This window comes from Achromobacter sp. ACM04, assembly GCF_014851465.1.
Taxonomy (GTDB): Bacteria; Pseudomonadota; Gammaproteobacteria; order Burkholderiales; family Burkholderiaceae_B; genus Achromobacter; species Achromobacter aegrifaciens.
In genome coordinates this window covers 463,152-483,593 of sequence record NZ_JACUZS010000004.1, presented here as the reverse complement: position 1 = coordinate 483,593, position 20,442 = coordinate 463,152, and the positions used below count along the sequence as shown (strand labels likewise).

24 protein-coding genes are annotated in these 20,442 nt (G+C 64.3%); 10 read left to right on the top strand and 14 right to left on the bottom strand.

The annotated features are described in order from the left end of the window. The first annotated feature begins 5 nt into the window (after window positions 1-5). Complete coding sequence (locus IB259_RS24185; RefSeq protein ID WP_192330295.1) at window positions 6-455, top strand: hypothetical protein; 450 nt, start codon at window positions 6-8, stop codon at window positions 453-455. On the opposite strand, the gene IB259_RS24180 is transcribed toward IB259_RS24185, so the two are convergent. Next, window positions 404-1,003, bottom strand: a complete 600-nt coding sequence (locus IB259_RS24180) for an RNA 2'-phosphotransferase (RefSeq protein ID WP_192330293.1) — start codon at window positions 1,001-1,003, stop codon at window positions 404-406. The genes IB259_RS24185 and IB259_RS24180 overlap by 52 nt on opposite strands. Before the next feature lie 507 nt (window positions 1,004-1,510). On the opposite strand from IB259_RS24180, the gene IB259_RS24175 reads away from it, so the two are divergent. Next, window positions 1,511-2,044: a contact-dependent growth inhibition system immunity protein gene (locus IB259_RS24175; RefSeq protein ID WP_175162394.1), complete on the top strand. Its 534-nt coding sequence runs from the start codon at window positions 1,511-1,513 to the stop codon at window positions 2,042-2,044. A 274-nt stretch (window positions 2,045-2,318) separates the two neighbouring features. Beyond that, on the top strand, window positions 2,319-2,717 hold the full coding sequence (locus tag IB259_RS24170) for a hemagglutinin repeat-containing protein (protein ID WP_192330291.1): 399 nt from the start codon (window positions 2,319-2,321) through the stop codon (window positions 2,715-2,717). A gap of 150 nt (window positions 2,718-2,867) precedes the next feature. On the opposite strand, the gene tenA is transcribed toward IB259_RS24170, so the two are convergent. The 3 genes from tenA to nhaA form a co-directional block, all read right to left on the bottom strand. After that, window positions 2,868-3,530 (bottom strand): thiaminase II, encoded by a 663-nt coding sequence (gene tenA, locus IB259_RS24165; RefSeq protein ID WP_054456962.1) that lies wholly within the window; start codon window positions 3,528-3,530, stop codon window positions 2,868-2,870. A gap of 82 nt (window positions 3,531-3,612) precedes the next feature. Beyond that, window positions 3,613-4,002: a DUF488 domain-containing protein gene (locus IB259_RS24160; RefSeq protein ID WP_125471134.1), complete on the bottom strand. Its 390-nt coding sequence runs from the start codon at window positions 4,000-4,002 to the stop codon at window positions 3,613-3,615. 66 nt (window positions 4,003-4,068) lie between these two features. Then, window positions 4,069-5,289 (bottom strand): Na+/H+ antiporter NhaA, encoded by a 1,221-nt coding sequence (nhaA, locus tag IB259_RS24155; protein WP_192330289.1) that lies wholly within the window; start codon window positions 5,287-5,289, stop codon window positions 4,069-4,071. Between the two features lie 229 nt (window positions 5,290-5,518). Here nhaA and IB259_RS24150 point away from each other — a divergent pair, with 229 nt between their 5' ends. Then, complete coding sequence (locus tag IB259_RS24150) at window positions 5,519-5,896, top strand: hydrogenase (protein ID WP_192330287.1); 378 nt, start codon at window positions 5,519-5,521, stop codon at window positions 5,894-5,896. 2 nt (window positions 5,897-5,898) lie between these two features. Next, window positions 5,899-7,056, top strand: a complete 1,158-nt coding sequence (locus IB259_RS24145; protein ID WP_192330285.1) for a glycosyltransferase family 4 protein — start codon at window positions 5,899-5,901, stop codon at window positions 7,054-7,056. Window positions 7,057-7,069: 13 nt separating this feature from the next. Here IB259_RS24145 and IB259_RS24140 read toward each other — a convergent pair whose 3' ends face one another. The 4 genes from IB259_RS24140 to IB259_RS24125 all read right to left on the bottom strand — a co-directional run bounded on the left by IB259_RS24140 (window position 7,070) and on the right by IB259_RS24125 (window position 10,418). Further along, window positions 7,070-7,534: an HIT family protein gene (locus tag IB259_RS24140; RefSeq protein ID WP_175162405.1), complete on the bottom strand. Its 465-nt coding sequence runs from the start codon at window positions 7,532-7,534 to the stop codon at window positions 7,070-7,072. Further along, a complete protein-coding gene (locus IB259_RS24135) occupies window positions 7,531-7,980 on the bottom strand; it encodes a GNAT family N-acetyltransferase (RefSeq protein WP_175213016.1) in 450 nt (149 codons plus the stop codon). Before IB259_RS24135 ends, IB259_RS24140 begins: the two co-directional genes overlap by 4 nt. Window positions 7,981-8,003: 23 nt before the next feature. Beyond that, complete coding sequence (gene pap / locus IB259_RS24130; protein WP_192330283.1) at window positions 8,004-9,470, bottom strand: polyphosphate:AMP phosphotransferase; 1,467 nt, start codon at window positions 9,468-9,470, stop codon at window positions 8,004-8,006. Window positions 9,471-9,554: 84 nt separating this feature from the next. After that, entirely contained in the window at window positions 9,555-10,418 is an 864-nt protein-coding gene (locus tag IB259_RS24125) for an MBL fold metallo-hydrolase (RefSeq protein WP_192330281.1), read from the bottom strand. Between the two features lie 123 nt (window positions 10,419-10,541). On the opposite strand from IB259_RS24125, the gene IB259_RS24120 reads away from it, so the two are divergent. The 5 genes from IB259_RS24120 to IB259_RS24100 are packed head-to-tail and all read left to right on the top strand — an operon-like array spanning window position 10,542 to window position 13,824. After that, the gene (locus tag IB259_RS24120) at window positions 10,542-10,886 is read left to right on the top strand and encodes a helix-turn-helix transcriptional regulator (protein ID WP_054456945.1); all 345 of its coding nucleotides are present in this window, start codon (window positions 10,542-10,544) and stop codon (window positions 10,884-10,886) included. After that, the gene (locus IB259_RS24115) at window positions 10,883-11,314 is read left to right on the top strand and encodes a YeeE/YedE family protein (protein ID WP_054456943.1); all 432 of its coding nucleotides are present in this window, start codon (window positions 10,883-10,885) and stop codon (window positions 11,312-11,314) included. Before IB259_RS24120 ends, IB259_RS24115 begins: the two co-directional genes overlap by 4 nt. A gap of 1 nt (window position 11,315) precedes the next feature. Continuing rightward, window positions 11,316-11,735, top strand: a complete 420-nt coding sequence (locus tag IB259_RS24110; RefSeq protein WP_054456941.1) for a DUF6691 family protein — start codon at window positions 11,316-11,318, stop codon at window positions 11,733-11,735. An 18-nt stretch (window positions 11,736-11,753) separates the two neighbouring features. Then, window positions 11,754-12,989 carry an FAD/NAD(P)-binding oxidoreductase gene (locus tag IB259_RS24105; protein ID WP_175181511.1) on the top strand — a complete coding sequence of 412 codons (1,236 nt, stop codon included), beginning with the start codon at window positions 11,754-11,756 and terminating at the stop codon, window positions 12,987-12,989. A gap of 7 nt (window positions 12,990-12,996) precedes the next feature. Beyond that, window positions 12,997-13,824 (top strand): sulfite exporter TauE/SafE family protein, encoded by an 828-nt coding sequence (locus tag IB259_RS24100; RefSeq protein WP_192330279.1) that lies wholly within the window; start codon window positions 12,997-12,999, stop codon window positions 13,822-13,824. 18 nt (window positions 13,825-13,842) lie between these two features. Here the strand turns inward: IB259_RS24100 and IB259_RS24095 are convergent, their stop codons facing one another. The 6 genes from IB259_RS24095 to IB259_RS24070 form a co-directional block, all read right to left on the bottom strand. Beyond that, window positions 13,843-15,111: a phenylacetate--CoA ligase family protein gene (locus IB259_RS24095; protein WP_054456936.1), complete on the bottom strand. Its 1,269-nt coding sequence runs from the start codon at window positions 15,109-15,111 to the stop codon at window positions 13,843-13,845. 28 nt (window positions 15,112-15,139) lie between these two features. Next, window positions 15,140-15,982 (bottom strand): ABC transporter ATP-binding protein, encoded by an 843-nt coding sequence (locus tag IB259_RS24090; protein WP_175162418.1) that lies wholly within the window; start codon window positions 15,980-15,982, stop codon window positions 15,140-15,142. Window positions 15,983-16,042: 60 nt separating this feature from the next. Further along, complete coding sequence (locus tag IB259_RS24085; protein WP_175162420.1) at window positions 16,043-17,383, bottom strand: ABC transporter substrate-binding protein; 1,341 nt, start codon at window positions 17,381-17,383, stop codon at window positions 16,043-16,045. Between the two features lie 227 nt (window positions 17,384-17,610). Continuing rightward, window positions 17,611-18,675, bottom strand: a complete 1,065-nt coding sequence (locus IB259_RS24080) for a branched-chain amino acid ABC transporter permease (RefSeq protein ID WP_192330277.1) — start codon at window positions 18,673-18,675, stop codon at window positions 17,611-17,613. 26 nt (window positions 18,676-18,701) lie between these two features. Beyond that, complete coding sequence (locus IB259_RS24075; protein ID WP_042796065.1) at window positions 18,702-19,631, bottom strand: branched-chain amino acid ABC transporter permease; 930 nt, start codon at window positions 19,629-19,631, stop codon at window positions 18,702-18,704. Window positions 19,632-19,642: 11 nt separating this feature from the next. Continuing rightward, a complete protein-coding gene (locus tag IB259_RS24070; RefSeq protein ID WP_054456930.1) occupies window positions 19,643-20,440 on the bottom strand; it encodes an ABC transporter ATP-binding protein in 798 nt (265 codons plus the stop codon). Window positions 20,441-20,442 lie beyond the last annotated feature (2 nt).

The following is a 20,442-nucleotide window of genomic DNA, read 5'->3' as shown; positions in this document are numbered from 1 at the left end:
CGTTCATGAAAATTGGTAAGCCAAAACTAATTTTTAATCCATATGATTGGCTGCCAGGTTATGGTGAGTCAAAAGTATCATTTCGTTCTTTCGGGCTGGATGTGGTGCTGACCGTCGAATATGATAGGGACGTACCGAACGCGGAGGGCCGTGATGCTGTGAAGAAGATGCGGCGGGAGATCACATTTGGAACCGTGCGATTTTTTATGCGAACCCCATTTCCTGGGAATCTGATTTTTGATTTTCATGGCGATCCAAGTGAATATGGGCTCGGAGAATTAACAGAGTTTTTGGATTCCGAGTTAATTGGTTCTAACACGGATGCATGTCGCGCTGTATTTTCTTGCGGGGCTTCAGAAGTTAGACACTTCAGCATTCAATTTTTGTCTGAAAATGTCGCGTTTCATGTGTTGGCGGAAGCTGTCTCTCTATCGGATGAAGAATTGGTTGCTTGATCCTCTTCTACGATGGAGCTGCTGGGTACCTCGGCCGTTAACCAGACCCCATTCTCGGCTTGAAAGAACTTGAAGCCCTGTTGATACATTCGCAGGGCAAAAATTCTCAGTACTACAGGTTGCCCATGGCGCTGCCCAACCGCGATAGCTGTTGGCTTGTCTGTCGACAGATGCACATGGTGCCGAGATCCTGCGATTAATCCTTGCTGTCGGATTGACGTTAAGAAGCGTGTGGTGGTGCCATGATAGAGAAACTCAGGAGGTTCTTTCTCTATATGCTGAATGCGTACGCTCGATGTTGAGTGACCCTGCGCCGCGCGAATACGCAGACCATCATTCGAAATGCTGAAGCGCTTCTTATCACTATTGCTGACGACTGCAAGAATCAGGGCCCTATCTAAGGAGCGCCCGTATTTGGCCGCGCTTGCTATCAAGCATTCAATATCCGCCCAACCTTCGCTATCTAGCTCCAGGTCGATAGCATGTGGCTCATGTCTGAGTACATAACTAAGAAACTTGCTGGTCTCGTTGAGTCGCTCGGTATTCATGTCGCTTGAAGAGTCGATGTGGTTTGCTAGCTGATAATTCTCGCCGGCCTGCGAGTTTGCTCCAATTTAATGTGAGCTAATGGCAGTTCTCCAGCGAGAAAAGACAGGGAAAATTGAGTTTTTTTTCAGGCACTGAAGTTTTCTCGTGAACGCACCGAAGGACACCGATGCGTCCCCTTTGAGTCACGTAGTGCTTGAAACTGCCATATGGTGACGCTTCAGTCAATGTCTGAGCTTGCTTAGCATAGATTACAGATTTGAGCTTTGCTGGAAGTGGACAGCCTCAGAATAGAGACGTCAGCAGGTGTGGGTAGTAACAACTGGCACGCAAACGAGGCCCGTGTAGTGGCATCGACAGCCGATTCGCAAGCTCCGTTCCGGTAGACACTGCTCGGCAGAATTTCCGAACCTTCCCAAGGTCACCACAACGGCACACTGGGCGGAAATTGGCCGGGCATATAAATACGCCGAAAGTTAAGGCGTACAACTGAAAGTGAAGGTGATCGAATGAAAAAGGAAATAGTGCCTAGAGCTTGGGCGAGTGTGAAACTGAATAAGGAGTTTCTTTGCATTCAAACCTATTCGGGCTATGGAAGTAGCCGGGCTGATTACAAAGGCGCCTTGTATCTAATGTCTCCCGATGCTGCTGATCAAGAGGTTGGTGAGGCTGTGCTAGATGCCCTGTCGAAAAGCCGCTTTGTTTTGCCGGAACCGAGGACGGATGTCTGGATCCATCCGGCGGCTACATTCGACAGGGATTTATATGATCTGGATTCCATGATGAAACGCTATAAAGATTGGGTTGCAGGACTGATGGACAAATACGGATATAAGACCAAGAGGGCGCTATTTAAAGATATGAAGAGCTGCAACGTGGAAGGTAAGCTCGGAATTTTGAAAATGATACCAAGTCATCACGAGAAACTGGAGGCTTGGAGCGGAGATGGATTCACCGATTCTGACAATGTCGTCATTGCAGCAGATAGTTCGCCTGATCAAGTAGGCTTTGCTCTTCGTTTGGCGCTGAGTCGCTGCACATGAATAAATCTTCAACATAGAAGCAAGAAGCCCGGCCGGTATCGCAAGTCTCCATGAATGCGCGCTCCGGATAAGACTCTTTGGTCCTGGAAAGAACCAAGGTGTCAGTCTCTGTGTCCGGGCTCTGATTTTTTTAAAAATCGGCGATGCCTTTGTCAACTTATCAGTCGCTTTTCCAAATAAAAGAATGCGAAATCGCATTCAACAAAGTTGGTCTTTAAAAAAATAAAAAACTAGGCGCCAGGGCGCCACCGTCGACCTCGCCGATCGCGAAGTCATGAAGGCCCGGGCCACAACGGGCGTGGCGGCGGTCAACACCTACGACGAAGTGATGGCGGACCCGCAGAGCGCGGGCGGCATGACGCTGACCATCGACTACGGCAGCAGCAAGAGCCAGACCATCACCAACCGCAACACGACCTCGTCCGTCGGCTCCAACATCGCGGCAGGCAACGACCTCACCGTCATCGCCAAGGGCGCAGGCGCCGATTCGGACATCACGGTCACGGGTTCGCGGCTGTCCGCCGGGAACAACGCCTTGCTCAAGGCGGACGGCGACATCCTGCTGCAAGCCGCGCGCGACACCTACGAACAGCACACCCAGAACAAGAGTTCGGGCGCCAGCGTAGGCGTGGGCGTGACGGCGGGGCTTACGGTGTATTACCCACTGCAGTAAGACTTCATCGGCTGGATCCAACTCTCCAGCAGTAATTAGGCGATGGCGGATGCCTCAAACCCGCTGAAACGAAAACGCCAGGCATCAATAGCCTGGCGCTCAAGCGTGCCGCCTACGTCTGGCGGCGACTCCGAAATCGCTACCGTCGATTCAAACCGGCCACCCATCCTGCCGATACGCCGAATCCCAGAACATCCATTCCAGCTGCGCGGCACGCGTATACGCCGCGTGCATCTGCTCCAACGTTTCGGCGGACGCCTTTTCGGCGACGCGGTCGACCGTGGTGATGACCCGGCGCACCAGGGCGTGGAAGTCCTCGCAGGCATAGGCCTCGATCCAGGCGGAGTAAGGATTAGGCTGCGCCGCGCGCGCATGGATCTCGCGGCCGATTTCGGCGTAGATCCAGAAGCACGGCAGCAGGGCCGCCAGCGCTACCGGGTACGGCGCGCTCCAGGCGGTGGCGATCAGGTAGCTGGTGTAGTGGTGGCAGGCCGGCGTGAGCGGCGTGGCTTCGAAGGTGGCGTCATCGATGCCGAACTGCTTCAGGAAGCCTGCGTGCAGCGTGCGTTCGGCGACCACCGCGCCCTTGGCGGCGTCAGCGAATTGCACCACGCCGTCGGCGTCGTCGGCCTTGGCAGAGGCGATGGCCAGCGCGCGTCCGAAGGCCACCAGGTAGTGGGCGTCCTGGATCATGTAGTGCTTGAATGCGTTCTCGTCGAGCTGGCCGCTGGCCAGTTCGCGGTTGAACGGCATGTCGCGCGTGGTTTCATAGAGTGCGGCGTTGCGCGCCCAGGCGTCGGAGCTGAAAGACATGGGATTCCTCAAGACAGACTGTCGGCGCGCGGTTGCGCGCCGGTCGATAAAAGCGGGCTAGGGTATCAAAGCATGCGGGGCGTCAGGCCTTGCGCTTGCGGTGATGCCGGACGTAGTCCTGCAGGACCTCGCGCAGCACGATGGCCTGGTTGTGTTCGGTGTTGCGGGCGCCATAGAGCAGGGTCAGCGGACGGTCGCCCGCCGCGTCCAGCAGGGCGGCCATGCGCGCCTGCTGTTCAGGTTCGGCCAGTTCGGCCTGGTAGCGTTGGCGGAATTCTTCCCAGCGTTCTTCGATGTGGCTGAACCATTTGCACAGCTCCAGGGTGGGCGCGATGTCGCGGGCCCATTCGTCCAGGTGCAGGTCCGCCTTGCGCAGGCCGCGCGGCCACATGCGGTCCACCAGCGCCCGGTAGCTGCCTTCCGGACCCAAGCCCTCGTAGACGCGTTGCACGGCGATGGCGGATGGTTTCATGGCGGCTCCAGGGAAGGGTGGCGGACCTCGCTACTTTAGCGCCCGCCGTCCCTATTCAACCGGCGCTCAAGGATTTTCCGCGGCGCCGGCGCGCGTGCCGCAGGCGCGCAGCACCAGGAAGCCGACCACGGCGGACGCCAGCGAGCCCGTCAGCACGCCGATCTTGGTGGCGTCGATGGCGGCCGGATCGCTGAATGCCAGGGCGCCGATGAACAGGCTCATGGTGAAGCCGATGCCGCAAAGCAGCGACACGCCGTACAGCTGCGCGTAGCTGGCGTGGCGCGGCAGGGTGGCTATGCCGCTCTTGATGGCCAGCCAGGCAAAGCCGAACACGCCCAGCTGCTTACCCAGGAACAGGCCCAGCGCCACGCCCAGGGGCACGGGCGCCGCCAGGCTGCCCAGGCCCATGCCGGCGAAAGACACGCCGGCATTGGCGAAGCCGAAGATGGGCACGATCAGTAGGGCGACAGGCTTGTGCAGCGCATGTTCCAGCGTATGCAGGGGCGAGTGCGCGCCGGGATGGCCCTGGTTTTGCGGGCGCAGCGGAATGGTCAGCGCCAGCGCCACGCCGGCCAGCGTGGCATGCACGCCGGACTTCAGGACGAAGTACCAGAGCACGGCGCCGATCAGCAGGTAGGGCGTCAGGCGTAGCACGCCAGCGCGGTTCAGGCAGAACAGGCAGACCAGCAGGGCGCCCGCCATGCTCAGCGCGAACACGTTGAGTTCGGCGGTATAGAACAAGGCGATGATGACGATGGCGCCCAGGTCGTCCAGGATGGCCAGCGCCGTCAGGAAGATCTTCAACGAGGTCGGCACGCGGCTGCCCAGCAGCGCCAGGATGCCCAGCGCAAAGGCGATGTCGGTCGCGGCCGGAATGGCCCACCCGCGCAGAGTGTCGGGGCTGCCAAAGTTGATCAGCACGTAGATCAGGGCGGGCAAGGCCATGCCGCCCAGGGCGGCTATGCCGGGCAGCACGATGCGAGCGGCGCCGCGCAGTTGGCCGTCCAGGACTTCACGCTTGATCTCAAGCCCGACCAGCAGGAAGAACACCGCCATCAGGCCGTCGTTGATCCAGTGCAGTACGGTTTCCTTGAGCACGACCGGCCCCGCCTGGAAGCCGAGCTTGGTCTCCAGCACGCTGAAATAGACGGGGGCGGCCGGGCTGTTGGCGACCACCAGCGCGACCAGCGCGGCCAGCATCAGGACATAGCCGCCCAGCGCCTCGGAACGGAGGAACGATTGCAGGAACGAGACCGGCTTTTGGGGAGGGACGGCCTGGAAACTCATGCAGTACCGCCCTTGCTTACGTTTTGATAAGATGCGCGTTTCATTCCTGAATTTTACCTGAATTCATCTTTCGGGATTCTTCTACGTCGGCGAACATCTTTCAATTATTCGAAAAAACAGCTTATCAGCGTCGAATTGTTGGCGTTGCTTGTCCGGCGACCAAACCCTTTCCCTCGAATCCCGACCAGTCCGTGGCCAGCAACGCCGCCTGGCGACTCTTGCTAGCCAAATGCCATTACGCCCTCTTACGGTATTGACCTACACGCCCGCCAAGCTCGGCGCCGCGAGCCGCCTGGTGGATGTTGGCGAAGCGCTCACGGCGCCCGCGGCCCAGAGTCCCCATGGCGTCTATCAGACCCGGCAACTGATTCCCAGCACACGCCTGTTGGGCTGGGCGCGGGCCGGTGCGCGCTTCGATCTGTCCCGCACCGGTTCCGTGCGCGTCTGGTCCGATGGCCGGCTGCACGCCGCCGAATGCCCGCGCGACTGCGCCAGCGCGGGCGCGGCGGCCCTGGAGCAGGAAGACATCGCCTACCTGGAAGCCTACCTGCTATCGCAGGGCCGTTGCTGGAGCGACGCGGACGCCTCGCAAGGCGGCCAGTCCTGATCATGCCGAATTCCATCGAATCCCTCCAGGGCCGGCCGGACCCCGAAGCGCGCCTGCGCATCCTGCACACGGAAGCGGCCACCTCGTTCGGCGGCCAGGAGTTCTGCATCTACAAGGAAATGATAGCCATGCGCGAGCGTGGCCACCATCTGGAAGCGGTCTGCCAGCCGGAGGCGGAACTCGGCACGCGCTTGCGCGAGGCCGGCTTCACCGTGCACCTCATTCCCATGGATGGCCCGCTCAACTTCGTGCGCGGCGTCGCGTTCGTGCGCCGGCTGCTGCGCCGCGGGCGCTTTGACGTGGTCAATACGCACAGTCGCCGCGATACGGTCCTGGGCGCGTTTGCGGCGCGCCTGGCGGGCACGCCTCTCATCGTGCGCACGCGCCATCTGGCCAAGCCCATCAATTCCCTCTACGCCTATACGTGGCTGGCGCATCGCGTCATCGCCGTCAGCCGTTACGTGCGTGGCCAGTTGCTGGACGGCGGCGCGCGGCCGGAGGCCATCGCCACCATCCATTCGCCGGTGGTGCTGCCTCAGGTGCATGGCGGCGTCTGCGTCAGGCGCGAGCTTGGCCTGCCGGAGGATGCGCTGGTGGTCGGCTGCGTGGCCGTCATGAGGGCGGACAAAGGGCATTGCGACCTGATCGACGCTTTTCGCCGTATCGCCGCCACGTTTCCGCGGGCGCATCTGGTGCTGGTGGGCGAGGGCCAGCCCATGGCGGGGCAGTTGCAGGCGCAGGTGGAGGCATTGGGCCTGGCGCACCGCGTGCATTTCACCGGCCGGCGCGACGACATCGGCAATGTCCTGACAGCCTTCGACGTGTTTGCGCTGCCGACGCTGCGCGAGGCGCTGGGCACTGTCTTCATCGAGGCCGCGGCCATGGGGGTGCCGGTCATAGGCACCGACGTGGGCGGCGTGCCGGAAACCATGCAGGCGGGCGTGACTGGCCTGTTGGTGCCGCCCGGCGATCCTGCGGCACTGGCGGGAGCGCTGGAAAGCCTGCTGGCCGATCCGGCGCTGCGCCGCCGCATGGGCGATGCGGGCCGCGAGCTGATCCGCGGGCAAGGCCTGTTTTCCGCCGAGCGCACAGCCGGCCTGGTTGAACAGGCTTACGCCGGCTGGCTGGCGGAACTGCGGGGGCCTGCGCGCGCTGCCTGAGGCGGGCGGCGGCTCAGTGCCAGAGCAGGGCGTTCATGGCCTCGACCAGCCGGTCGCGGTAACGCGGCAGCAGCGCCTGCACGCGCGCCTGACGTTCCTTCCATTCCGCGGGTTCCGCGCCAGCGGCGATGCGCGGCGGCGCCCATATCGGGTCGGGGAAATGGCGGTCGCCGCGCCAGCGCGGGATCACGTGCCAGTGCAGGTGCGGCACCATGTTGCCCAGCGAGGCCAGGTTGATCTTGTCCGGTCCCAGGACCGATTGCTGCGCTTCTTCGACCACGTACACGGCGCGCATCAGCAGGTCGCGGCCGTGCGTGGACAGGCTGGTCATCTCGGCCAGATGGCCGTTCCAGATTACCCGCGTGAAGCCCGGATAGTCGGCGTCGTCGACCTCGATGATGCGCAGGTGCGGGCCGCGCCACAGCAGCGTGCCGCCGTCTTCCTGGCACAGCGGACAGTTGGGGTCGCGTGCGCTCACGGCATCACCTTGCGGTACTGGATGAAGCCCGAGCGGTCGGCGATGCGGTCGTAGAGCTGGATGGCGGTGGCGTTGGTTTCATGCGTCAGCCAGTACACGCGCGAGCAGTTGGCGGCGGCAGCCTGCGCGTACACGTGTTCGATCAGCTTGCGGCCGGCGCCGGTGCCGCGCACGTCCGGGTCCACATACAGGTCCTGCAGATAGCAGTAGTCGCCCGCGGTCCAGGTGGAGCGGTGGAAGATCCAGTGCACCATGCCGATGGCCCGGCCGCTTTCGTACGCCAGCGCCGCGTGCATGGGTTCGGCGGGGTCCAGGAAGCGCGCCCAGGTGTTGCGCGTGACGGCGTCGTCGATGTTGACGCGATAGAACTCCTGGTAGCCCTTCCATAGCGGCAGCCAGGCTTCGAAGTCGGCGGCGACGATGGGACGGATTTCTGCGGTACTCATGGCTTGCGGCCTCCAGGCGGGATTCAGAGTTGGTCTTCCATGGCTTCGACGATGTGTCGCAGCACTTGCAATCGAGCGTAGCGCTTGTCGTTGGCGGACACCAGATGCCACGGCGCATGCGCGAGGTCGGTGCGCGCCAGCATCTCGTTGGCGGCATCCGCGTAGTCCTTCCATTTGTCGCGATTGCGCCAGTCGTCGGGTGTGATCTTGAAGTTCTTGAAGGGCGAGTTCTCGCGCTCCTTGAAGCGCTCCAGCTGCACGTCCGGCGTCACCGCCAGCCAGAACTTCAGCACCAGCGCGCCGCTGGCGGCCAGTTGTCCCTCGAAGTCGTTGATCTCGGCGTAGGCGCGGCGCCAGCAGGCGGGCGCGGTCAGTTTTTCGACGCGCTCGACCAGCACGCGGCCGTACCAGGAGCGGTCGAAGATGGCGATGCGGCCATGGCGCGGCACGTGGCGCCAGAAGCGCCACAGATAGGGCCGGGCCAGCTCTTCGCTGGTGGGGGCGGATATGGGCGTGATGTCGAACTGGCGCGCATCCAGCGCATGCGTGACGCGCCGGATCGCGCCGCCCTTGCCGGCCGCGTCCTGCCCTTCGAACACCAGCACCAGCGAACGCTCCTGGAATTTCTTTGAACGCGCGGCGCGCGCCAGCCGGCCTTGCAGCAGGCCCAGTTCGGATTCGTAGTCGTCCTTGTCGGTCTTGGCGTCGTAGTCCAGTTCGCCCAGGCGGTCGACGACGCGCGTGGTCCTGGCATGCGCCACGAAGGCGGCCGGAATGCGCGGCACGCCGCGCTGGCGCATGGCGGCCAACACGGCTTCGGCGGTGCGCGCGGCGCGCATGTCTTCGTCCGCGCTGGGGATCACGACCCAGGGGGCGTGGCCGCAGTCCGTGCGGTTCAGCACCAACTGGCCGGCGTTGCGGATGCGGTCGTACTTTTTGTAGACCTTCAGGTCTATCGGGCTGACCTGCCAGGAGGTTTCCGGGCTGGCCAGCAGGCGCTCGGCCCGCTCTTTCTGTGCCTTGGCCGACAAATGGAACCAGAGCTTGACGATCTGCACTCCCTCGGCGGCGAGCATGGCCTCGAAGTGGCGGATCGCGGCGGCCTGCGCCTCGATGCTGTTCTGGTCGGGCTTCTTGCGCGTCGCCTCATACAACAGCGATGCATACCAGGAGCCGAACACGATGCCGGTGCTGCCCTTGGGCGGCAGGTCATGCCAGTAGCGCCAGAAGGGCGGACGCTCCAGCGCGGCGCCTTCGCGCGGGCCGTAGGCCAGCGTCTTGATGTGGCGCGGATCCATCCATTCGTTCAGCAGGTTGACGGTGGCGCCCTTGCCGGCGCCGTCTATGCCCGCGATGACCACCAGCAGCGTCTTGTCCGCTTTCTGCAGGCGCTGGTACTGCGCGTTCAGCAGCGCGACGCGCAGCTTCGCCTCCAATGGCTTGAACTCTTCCTTGGACAGGCTGGGGTCGGCTTCGGCTTCTGCAAACATGGGGGATCCGTCTGATCGGCAATTCTGCGATCGGACGATCTTGCGGGATAAGCCCCGGGCGCGCAAGCCCGGCGCGCGGCTCGGTCAGAGCGCGTCGACGGGGATCTTCAGGTAGCGCACGCCGTTGTCCTCGGGCGGCGGGAAATGGCCGGCGCGGATGTTCACCTGGATGGCGGGCAGGATCAGGGTGGGCATGGAGAGCGTGGCGTCGCGCCGCGTGCGCATGGCGACGAAGTCCTCTTCGGCGACGCCGTCGCGCACGTGGATATTGGCGCGGCGCTGTTCGGCCACCGTGGTCTGCCAGGAGGCTTCGCGCCCGGCGGGCGGGTAGTCGTGGCACATGTACAGCCGCGTCTCGGCGGGCAGGCCCAGCAGGCGCTGGATGGAACGGTACAGCTGATGGGCGTCGCCGCCCGGGAAGTCACAGCGCGCCGTGCCCACGTCCGGCATGAACAGCGTGTCGCCGACGAAGGCCGCGTCGCCGATCAGGTAGGCCATGTCAGCCGGCGTGTGGCCAGGCACGTGGATGGCCTGCGCCGTCAGCGCGCCGATGCAGAAGGTTTCGCCGTCCTTGAACAGATGGCCGAATTGCGAGCCGTCCAGCTGGAACTCCGGCTCCAGGTTGAAGATCTTTTTGAACACGCCCTGCACGGTCTGGATGCTTTGGCCGATGGCAATGACGCCGCCAAGTTGCCGCTGCAGGTAGGGCGCGGCCGACAGATGGTCGGCATGGGCATGGGTTTCCAGCAGCCATTCGGTCTTCAGGTCATGCTGGCGCACGTAATCCGCTACCCGGTCGGCGCTGGCGGTGCTGCTGCGGCCGGACTTGGGGTCGTAATCCAGCACCGAGTCAATGATGGCGCAGGCGCCGCCCGGCGCGGGCTCATGCACGACGTAGGTGACGGTGGCGGTGACGGGATCGAAAAAGGCCTGGATCTGGGGAGACATGGACGCTCGCATCGCAGCGAGTCGCTGCACGATGAAACACTATATGTATTTCAATAATATTGTTGGATATTATATTGGTCAATATAATGATCAAACTCCATCTAGCCGATTGATACGCATCAAATGAATGACGCCCTGACCGAGTGCGAGGTCGCCGCCTTGCGCGAATCCGCCTCCCAGGCCTGCGCGCTCCTCAAGGCGCTGGCCAACGAAGACCGCCTGCTGCTGCTGTGCCAGCTGGTCCAGAACGAACGCAATGTGAGCGAACTCGAATCGCTCACCGGCATCCGCCAGCCCACCTTGTCCCAGCAACTGGGCGTGCTGCGCGACGAAGGCCTGGTCGCGACCCGGCGCGAGGGCAAGTACGTCTACTACCAGATGGCCAGTTTCGAGGTCAGCCAGGTGATGAAGACGCTTTCCAGTTTGTACTGCGGCCGGACCATGGAGTCACTGGAGTCGCTCAAATGAACATGGACTGGTCCGCCTTCACGCCTTGGTCCGCTGGCGCGGGCGGCCTGCTCATCGGCGCCGCAGCCGTGCTGCTGATGGCCGGGGCGGGGCGGATCGCGGGCATCAGCGGCATCCTGGGCGGCCTGCTGCCGCCCGAGCGCGGCGGCATGTGGCGGCTGGCCTTTCTGTTGGGCGTGTTCGCTGCGCCCTGGCTGTATCGCCTGGGCAGCGCCTTGCCGCCCATCGTGGTCGAAGCCGGCACGACGCGCCTGATTGTGGCGGGTCTGCTGGTGGGGATCGGCACCCGCTATGCCTCGGGCTGCACCAGCGGCCACGGCGTCTGCGGCGTGTCGCGCGGATCGCGCCGGTCGCTCACCGCCACCGCCTTGTTCATGGCCGCGGGTTTTGCCGTGGTCTACGTCACCCGCCATCTGGGGGGACTTTGACATGGTGGCATTGATCGCATTCGGGTCGGGCCTGGTGTTCGGGCTGGGCCTCATCATTTCCGGCATGGCCAATCCGGCCAAGGTGCTGGGTTTTCTGGACCTGGCCGGCGCCTGGGATCCTTCACTGGCCTTCGTGATGGGTGGCGCCGTGCTGGTCACGGCGGCGGGCTTCGCGCTCTTGCGGCGGCGTCGTGCCAGCTTGTCGGGCGAGCCGCTGCGCTGGCCCACGGCTACGCGCGTGGACGTGCGACTGGCCGTGGGCAGCCTGGCGTTCGGCGCGGGCTGGGGCCTGGCGGGCTTCTGCCCAGGGCCCGCGCTGGTGGCCGCATCCGCCGGCGTGTCCGAAGCGCTGATCTTCGTGGCTGCCATGGTTGCCGGCATGGCGATATTTTCAGTCCTGGAAAAATTCAAAAGCCGGTAAACCGGCAAGGAGACAAGCATGCCGACAGCAGAGGCGCAGCGCGATTTCGATGTGGTGGTGGTGGGCGGCGGATCGGCGGGCATAGGCGTCACCGCCAGTCTGCTGCGTCGCCGCCCGGACCTGCGCATCGGCGTCATCGAACCCAGCGACAAGCACTACTACCAGCCGGCCTGGACGCTGGTGGGCGGCGGCGCTTTCGACATCGCCAAGACCGTGCGCCCGACCCGCGACGTCATGCCCAGGCGCGCCACTTGGCTGCAGGCGGCAGCGGCGGGCTTCGAACCCGAGGCCAACCGCGTGCTGCTGTCCGACGGCCGGGCGGTGAGCTACCAGCAACTGATCGTCTGCCCCGGCCTGCGCCTGGCGTGGGACAAGGTCGAGGGCCTGGCCGACACGCTGGGCAAGAACGGCGTCAGCTCCAACTACCGCTATGACCTGGCGCCCTATACCTGGGAACTGGTGCGCGGGTTGAAGGGCGGGCGGGCGCTGTTCACGCAGCCGGCCATGCCCATCAAATGCGCCGGCGCGCCGCAAAAGGCCATGTACCTGGCCTGCGACCACTGGAAGCGCACCGGCGTGCTGGACCGCATCGACGTGGAGTTCGACCTGGCTGGCGCGGCGCTGTTTGGCGTGCCGACGTTCGTTCCGCCGCTGATGCGCTATGTCGAAAGCTACGGCATCGCCCTGGCCTTCAACTCTGCGCTGGTGGCGGTGGACGGCGCGGCGCGCAAGGCCTGGTTCGATCTCAAGAACGCCGACGGCGCGGTGACGCGCGTGGAAAAATCCTTCGACATGCTGCATGCGGTGCCGCCGCAGGTGCCGCATGACTTCCTGAAGAACAGCCCGCTGGCGGACGCCGCCGGCTGGTGCGAAGTGGACCCGTCCACGCTGTTGCACGTGCGCCATGGCAACGTGTTCGGGCTGGGCGACGGCATCTGCACCAGCAACGCCAAGACCGCCGCGGCCGCGCGCAAGCAGATCGTCACGGTGGCGGAAAACTTGCTGGCGCTGCGCGAAGGCCATGCCATGCCCGTCAAGTACGACGGCTATGGCTCCTGCCCGCTGACGGTGGAGCGCGGACGCATCGTGCTGGCCGAGTTCGGTTACGGCGGCAAGCTGCTGCCCACGTTCCCGCTGGACCCGACCGTGCCGCGCAAGAGCGCCTGGTTCCTCAAGGCGACGCTGCTGCCCTGGATCTACTGGAACGGCATGCTCAAGGGCCGCGAATGGCTGGCCCGCCCGTTGGGCAACTGAGCGTCTCATGATCGATACGGTATTGGCCGTCAGTGCGGCGCTGGGGGCGTGCGTCGGCCTGATACTCGGGCTGACCGGCGCGGGCGGCGCCATCATGGCGGTGCCTCTGCTGGTCTTCGGCCTGCACTTGCAGGTGTCGCAGGCCGCGCCCATCGCCTTGCTGGCGGTGGGGTTGTCGGCTGCGCTGGGCGCGGTGCTGGGCTTGCGCAAAGGGCAGGTGCGCTATCGCGCAGCGGGCTTCATGGCGGCCACCGGCATCCTGGTGTCGCCGTTGGGCTTGTGGGCGGCGCGGCGTCTGCCCAATGCGCCGTTGGCCATCATCTTTGCCGGCGTGCTGGGCATGGTGGCCTGGCGCATGTGGAACCAGGGCAACAAGCCCGCGACGGCGCAGGCCGCGCCGCGCACGCCGCCCTGCCAGCTCAACGCCAGCACCGGCCGACTGCGCTGGACCGCGCCCTGCGCGCGCGCCTTGACGGGGGCGGGGTTGGTCGCCGGTTTTCTCTCCGGTCTCCTGGGCGTGGGGGGCGGCTTCGTCATCGTGCCCGCGCTGCGGCGCGCCACGGACCTCAGCATGCAGGCCATCGTCGGCACCTCGCTGGCAGTGATCGCGTTGGTGTCGGCCAGCGGCGTCGTGGCCGCGGCGGCGGGCGGGCATCTGGACTGGCGCATCGCCGCGCCTTTTACCGCGGCGGCGGTGCTGGGCATGCTGGGAGGGCGCAAGGTGGCCGACCGGTTTCCCCCGCGCCGTCTGCAGCAGAGTTTCGCGCTGTTCGCGGGCCTGGTGGCCGTGGCGATGCTGATGAAGGGTGTGCTGGCGCTGCTCGCGGCCGCATGAGGCCGTGAGCAGCGCGGTTTACTCGTAGGTGCGGATATCGTCGATGACCTTGCCGTCGTTCGGCAGGCCATCCGCATCCACCCACTCCACGTCGCTGCGCAGCTTGGTCACGTCGCGCACCGATTCGGCGATGCGCTTGCCGAGCTCTTCGCTGCGCACCCGCGATTCCACTTTGAGCACCATGCGGTCGGAACCCGTGCTGCCGCTGATCACCAGCCGCGCGCGCAGGATCTCGGGATGGCGGCGCGCCACGTCGGCTACCTGCGACGGATGCACGAACATGCCGCGCACCTTGGTGGTCTGGTCCGCGCGTCCCATCCAGCCTTTGATGCGGGTGTTGGTGCGTCCGCAGGGCGAGATGCCGGGCATGACGGCGGACAGGTCGCCGGTGCCGAAGCGCACCAGCGGATAGTCCGGGTTCAAGGTGGTGACCACGACCTCGCCGACTTCGCCGTCGGGCACGGGTTCGCCGGTGCCGGGGCGCACGATCTCGACGATGATGTCCTCGCCCAGCACCAGGCCTTCACGCGCCGGCGTTTCAAACGCGACCATACCCAGGTCGGCGCTGCCGTAGGCCTGGTAGCCGTCGATGCCGCGCGCGGCCAGCCAGTCGCGCAGGGATGGGGGGAATGCTTCGCCGGACACCAGCGCGCGGCGCAGCGAATCCAGCTTCACACCCAGTTCGTCGGCCTTTTCAAGAATGATCTTGAGGAAGCTGGGCGTGCCGGTATAGCCGGTGGGCGCCAGATCCTGGATCGCGCGCACCTGCTGTTCCGTCTGGCCGGTGCCGCCGGGAAACACGGTGCAGCCCACGGCATGCGCCGCGGTTTCCATCATGGAGCCCGCGGGTGTGAAGTGATAGGAAAAGCAGTTGTAGGCCAGCTCGCCGGCGCGAAACCCGGCCGCGTGCAGGGCGCGGGCAAAGCGCCAATAATCGCTGCGCGCGCTCTCCGGCTCATAGATGGGGCCGGGAGACGCGAACACCCGCATCGCCTCGCCCCAACCGATGGCGGAGAAGCCGCCGAAGGCTTTCTGCGGTCCGGCAGGCGCGGCCGCGTCGGCGCGGCTGTGCTGCTGGCGTTCCAGCAGTTCGTGCTTGCGCAGCACCGGCAGGGTCGCCAGCGCCGCGCGCGACGTGATGGTGGCGGGGTCGATGCCGCGCAGCTGCTCGGCGATGGCGGGCGCACGCGCAATGGCCCGCGCGATCGCGCCGGGCAGGGCGGCCATCAGCTCGCGCTCGCGTTGCTCGGGCGCTCTGGTTTCGAGAACATCGAAAAACTGGGACATGGGATCACACCCTCTCGTATGCCAGGAATCACGCCAGCCAGCGCTTGCGCCGGCGGTAGAACTTGTTGTCGCGGAAACTCTTGCGTTCGCCGCTGGAGATGCCCAGATAGAACTCTTTCACGTCCTCGTTCTGGGCCAGGTCGGCCGCCGCGCCATCCATCATCACGCGGCCGTTTTCCAGGATGTAGCCGTAGTCGGCGTAGCGCAGCGCAATGTTGGTGTTCTGCTCGGCCAAGAGGAAGCTGACGCGCTCGCGCTGGTTCAGGTCGCGCACGATCTCGAAGATCTCCTCGACGATCTGCGGCGCCAGCCCCATGGAGGGCTCGTCCAGCAAGATCATGTTCGGGTTGGCCATCAGCGCGCGGCCGATGGCAGTCATCTGCTGTTCGCCGCCCGAGGTGTAGCCGGACTGGCTGGCGCGGCGCTGCTTCAGGCGGGGGAAATACTGGTAGACGCGGTCCAGCGCCGCCGCGGTATCGGCGCGGCTCATGCTGCGCGTGTAGGCGCCGGTCAGCAGGTTTTCCTCGATGGTCAGGTGGGCAAAGCAATGCCGGCCTTCCATCACCTGCACCACTCCGCGCTTGACCAATTCCGCCGGCGACAGCTTTTCGATGCGCTGGTTGCGGTACTGGATATGGCCCTTGGTGACGTCGCCGCGCTCGCCCTTGAGCAGGTTCGAAATGGCGCGCAAGGTGGTGGTCTTGCCCGCGCCGTTAGCGCCCAGCAAGGCCACGATCTTGCCTTCCGGCACTTGCAGGGAAACGCCCTTGAGCACCAGGATCACGTGGTTGTAGATCACCTCGATGCCGTTCACGTCGAGCAGCACCTTGGGGGTGTCTGCGGGTACTGCGGAAGTCGTTGCAGCGGTCATGGCTGTTCCTGCGGCTTGGTGGCCGCCGGCCCCTTATGCGGGACCGGCGGCCGGTTCACATCAGTTCTCGCAAGTGCGGGGCGTGATGTTCTTTTCTTTCGCGTATTTCGCTGCGCTTTCCTTAACCATCGGATCCAGGATGGTCTTGTCGGCCTGATACCAGTCGGAGACCACCTTGAACTTCGCGCCGTCCCACTGCACGATGCGGGCCCAGTCGTCGCCCTTGTGGTTGCTGCACGAGGTCTTGACCGGACGCATGATCTGGCCGAAGCCCAGCTTGTCCAGCTTTTCCTGCGTCAGGTTCAGGTTCTCGAAGCCCCAGCGGACCTGCTCTGGCGTCAGCGCCTTGCCCTTGCCGAACTTTTCCTGCGCGGTGCGGATCGCTTCCACCTGCAGCATCGAGATCATCATGCCGCGGGTGTGGGCGATGGTGCCCAGCGTGGTCTTGCCGGTCTTGTCCGAACCCTGGCCCTTGTCGTAGACGAACTTCTTCAGGTCGTCGTAGACCTTGTCGTGCTCGGCGCCGCTGTTGTGGATGGTGATGGCGTTGTAGCCCTTGGCGACATCGCCCAGGTCCTTCACGTCGCCTTCAGAGCCGGCCCACCAGATGGCGTACATCTTGTCGCGCGGATAGCCGCTGGCCTGGGCTTCGCGGATGGCGGTCGGCGTCATGATGCCGGCGCTCCACAGCAGCACGTAGTTGGGGCGCGCCTGGCGGATCTGCAGCCAGGTGGACTTCTGTTCCACGCCGGGGGCGGTCACGGGATAGAGCACCAGCTCGAAGCCTTCCTTGGCCGCGCGCTTCTGCAGCAGGGGGATCGGCTCCTTGCCATACGGCGAGTCGTGGTAGACCAGGGCGATCTTCTTGCCCTTGAGCTTGTCCATGCCGCCTTCTTTCTTGGCGATGTCCTGGATCATCACGTCGGCCGCGGTCCAGTAGGTGCCCAGCAGCGGGAAGTTCCACTCGAACACGCTGCCATCGACCGACTGCGACAGGCCGTAGCCCATCGTTTCGACCGGGACCTTGTCGACCATGGCCTTGTCGCTGACGGCGAAGGTGATGCCGGTGGACTGGGTGTCGAAGCCCGATGCGCCGGTGCCCTTGCCCTTCAGGCGCTCGTAGCATTCCACGCCGCGGTCGGTGGCATAGGCGGTTTCGCATTCCTCGTACGTGATCTTGACGCCGTTGACGCCGCCATCGCGTTCGTTGACCAGCTTCAGATAGTCCAGCTTGCCGTCGGCCCAGGGAATGCCCAGGGGCGCGAAGGACCCGGTGCGATACACCAGCAACGGAACGAACTGCTCTTCCGCCGCCATTGCCGGCGTGGCCACGGCGCCTGCGGCGCCGGCTGCGGCCATCAAAGCTGCCGCCAACTTCAGGTTAAGACGCTTCATCTCCATTTACCTCCTGCGTGGTGTTTGGGTCAGTAAACCCTGGGACACCGGGATTGGCCCGGTCTTGAGCCGGGTATTCAGGATGCCGGTTGCAGCGCTCATGCCGCTACTGCCGACGGTGATCAAAACTTAGGCCACTCCATCCGGGCCGCGGCGGATCCGGCTTTGCCGGTCCCCAGCGGCGCCCCCTTGAGGGGGAAGCGCCGAAGGCGCTTCGGGGGTGGGTCTTATCCTTAATGCGGGAAGGGCCAGATGCGCAACTTCTCCTTGCCGATGCTCCACAGCCTGGCCAGCCCGTGCGGTTCGGCGATCAGGAAGAACACGATCAGCGCGCCGAACACCATGTGTTCGATGTGCGCGGCCGTGTCCACCGACAGCGGGATGCCCAGCGCATGCGGGATGTTGGACAGCGCCACCGGCACCAGCACGATGAAGGCCGCGCCGAAGAAGCTGCCGATGATCGAACCCAGCCCGCCGATGATGACCATGAACAGCAGCTGGAACGAACGCGTCAGGTCGAACGCCAGCGGTTCCCAGGACCCCAGGTGGATGTAGCCCCACAAGGCCCCGGCCACGCCGACGATGAACGAGCTGACCGCGAAGGCCGTGAGCTTGGCGTACATCGGGCGGATGCCGATGACGGAGGCCGCCACGTCCATGTCGCGGATCGCCATCCACTGCCGGCCGATGGCGCCGCGTACCAGGTTCTTGGCAAGCAGGCTGAAGATGACGACCAGGATCAGCACGAACAGGTACTTCTCCAGCGCGCTCTGCACCGGCAGGCCGAAGGCGGTCAGCGGCGGCACCGAGACGTTGCCGGACGACGAGTAGTTGGTGAAGAAGGGGATGCGCAGGAACGCCCAGTCCACGAAGAATTGCGCGGCCAGCGTCGCCACCGCCAGGTACAGGCCGCGGATGCGCAGGCTGGGTATGCCGAAGATCACGCCCACGATGGTGGCGAAGAAGCCGCCCAGCAGGATCTGGATGACCAGCGGCATGCCGGGAAAGCGCACGCCGAAGTTCCAGGCTGCATAGGCGCCCACCGCCATGAAGGCGCCCGTGCCCAGCGAGATCTGGCCGCAATAGCCCACCAGGATGTTCAAGCCCACGGCGGCCAGCGCCAGGATCAGGAACGGGATCAGGATGGCGCGCAGCAGGTAGTCGCTGGCCATGGCCGGGATGGCGATGAACACCACCGCCAGCAGCAGCCAGATGAAGATGCGGTCCTGGCGGATCGGAAAGATCTGCTGGTCAGCGCGATAGCTGGTCTTGAATTGGCCGTTTTCGCGATAGAACATGTTTTTATCCTAGAGGGCCTGTGGGCTCAGACACGGTCGATGATCTTCTCGCCGAACAGCCCTTGCGGACGGAACAGCAGGAACACCAGCGCCAGCACATAGGCGAACCAGATTTCGATACCGCCGCCTACCAGCGACCCCAGATAGACCTCGGACAGCTTTTCGCCCACGCCGATGATCAGGCCGCCCAGGATGGCGCCCGGCACCGAAGTCAGGCCGCCCAGGATCACCACCGGCAGCGCCCGCAGCGCCGCGGTGGACAGCGTGAACTGCACGCCGAATTTCGAGCCCCAGATGATCCCGGCCACCAGCGCCACCAGCCCCGCCACGCTCCAGACGATCACCCAGATGCGGTTCAGCGGAATGCCGATGGACTGCGCGGCCTGGTGGTCGTCGGCCACCGCGCGCAGGGCGCGGCCGGTCGAGGTGTACTGGAAGAACAGGGCCAGCGCGGCCACCAGCAGGGCGGCGATCACCGCTGCCGTCAGGTCTTCCAGGTTGATCAGCAACCCTCCCTCGAAGACCGAGTCCAGGATCATCAGCGGATCCTTGGGCATGCCGACGTTGATGGAGTACACCGAGCTGCCGAAGGTGATCTGGCCCAGGCCGTCCAGGAAGTAGCTGATGCCCAGCGTGGCCATCAGCAAGGTGGTGGCCTCCTGGTTGACCAGGTGGCGCAGCACGAAGCGTTCGATGGCGACCGCCAGCAGGAACATCACGATGGCGCTGACGATGAAGGCCAGCACATTGGCCAGGATCATGTTGTCAAAGCCGAACCAGCGCGGCAGCCACTCCGAGAAGCGGGCCATGGACAGCGCGGCGACCAGCACCATCGCGCCCTGCGCGAAGTTGAAGACGCCGGATGCCTTGAAGATCAGCACGAAGCCCAGGCCGATCAGCGCGTACAGCATGCCGCTCATCAGGCCGCCGAGTAAGGTCTCTAGAAAAAATCCCATGTCTGTCCGCCTTAGTGCGATACGCCGAGGTAAGCTCGGATCACGTCTTCGTTGGCACGGACCTCGTCCGGCTTGCCGTCGCCGATCTTCTTGCCATAGTCCAGCACCACGACGCGGTCCGAAATATCCATGACCACGCCCATGTCGTGCTCGATCAGCACGATGGTGGTGCCGAACTCGTCGTTCACATCCAGGATGAAGCGGCTCATGTCCTGCTTCTCTTCGATGTTCATGCCGGCCATGGGTTCGTCCAACAGCAGCAGGCGCGGCTCCATTGCCAGCGCGCGGCCCAGGTCCACGCGCTTTTGCAGGCCGTAGGGCAGGCGGCCCACGGGCGTCTTGCGGTAGGCCTGGATTTCCAGGAAGTCGACGATGTTTTCGACGAACTCGCGGTGTTTGATTTCTTCGCGCTCGGCCGGGCCCAGGCGGAAGGCCTGGGCCAGCAGTCCGCACTTCATGCGCAGGTTGCGGCCGGTCATGATGTTGTCCAGCACGCTCATGCCCTTGAACAGGGCCAGGTTCTGGAACGTGCGCGCGATGCCCATTTCAGCGGCGCGGCGCGGATTCATGCGCGAGAAGCGCTCGCCGCGGAATTCGATGCCGCCTTGCTGCGGTGTGTAGACGCCGTTGATGACGTTGAGCATCGAGCTCTTGCCGGCGCCGTTGGGGCCGATGATGGCGCGGATCTCGTGTTCGCGCACGTTGAACGAAATGTCCGTCAGCGCTTTCACGCCGCCGAAGGACAGCGAGATGTTCTGCATGTCCAGCATGACGTCGCCAATACGCTGGTCGCGGTCGTTGTTGCTCATGA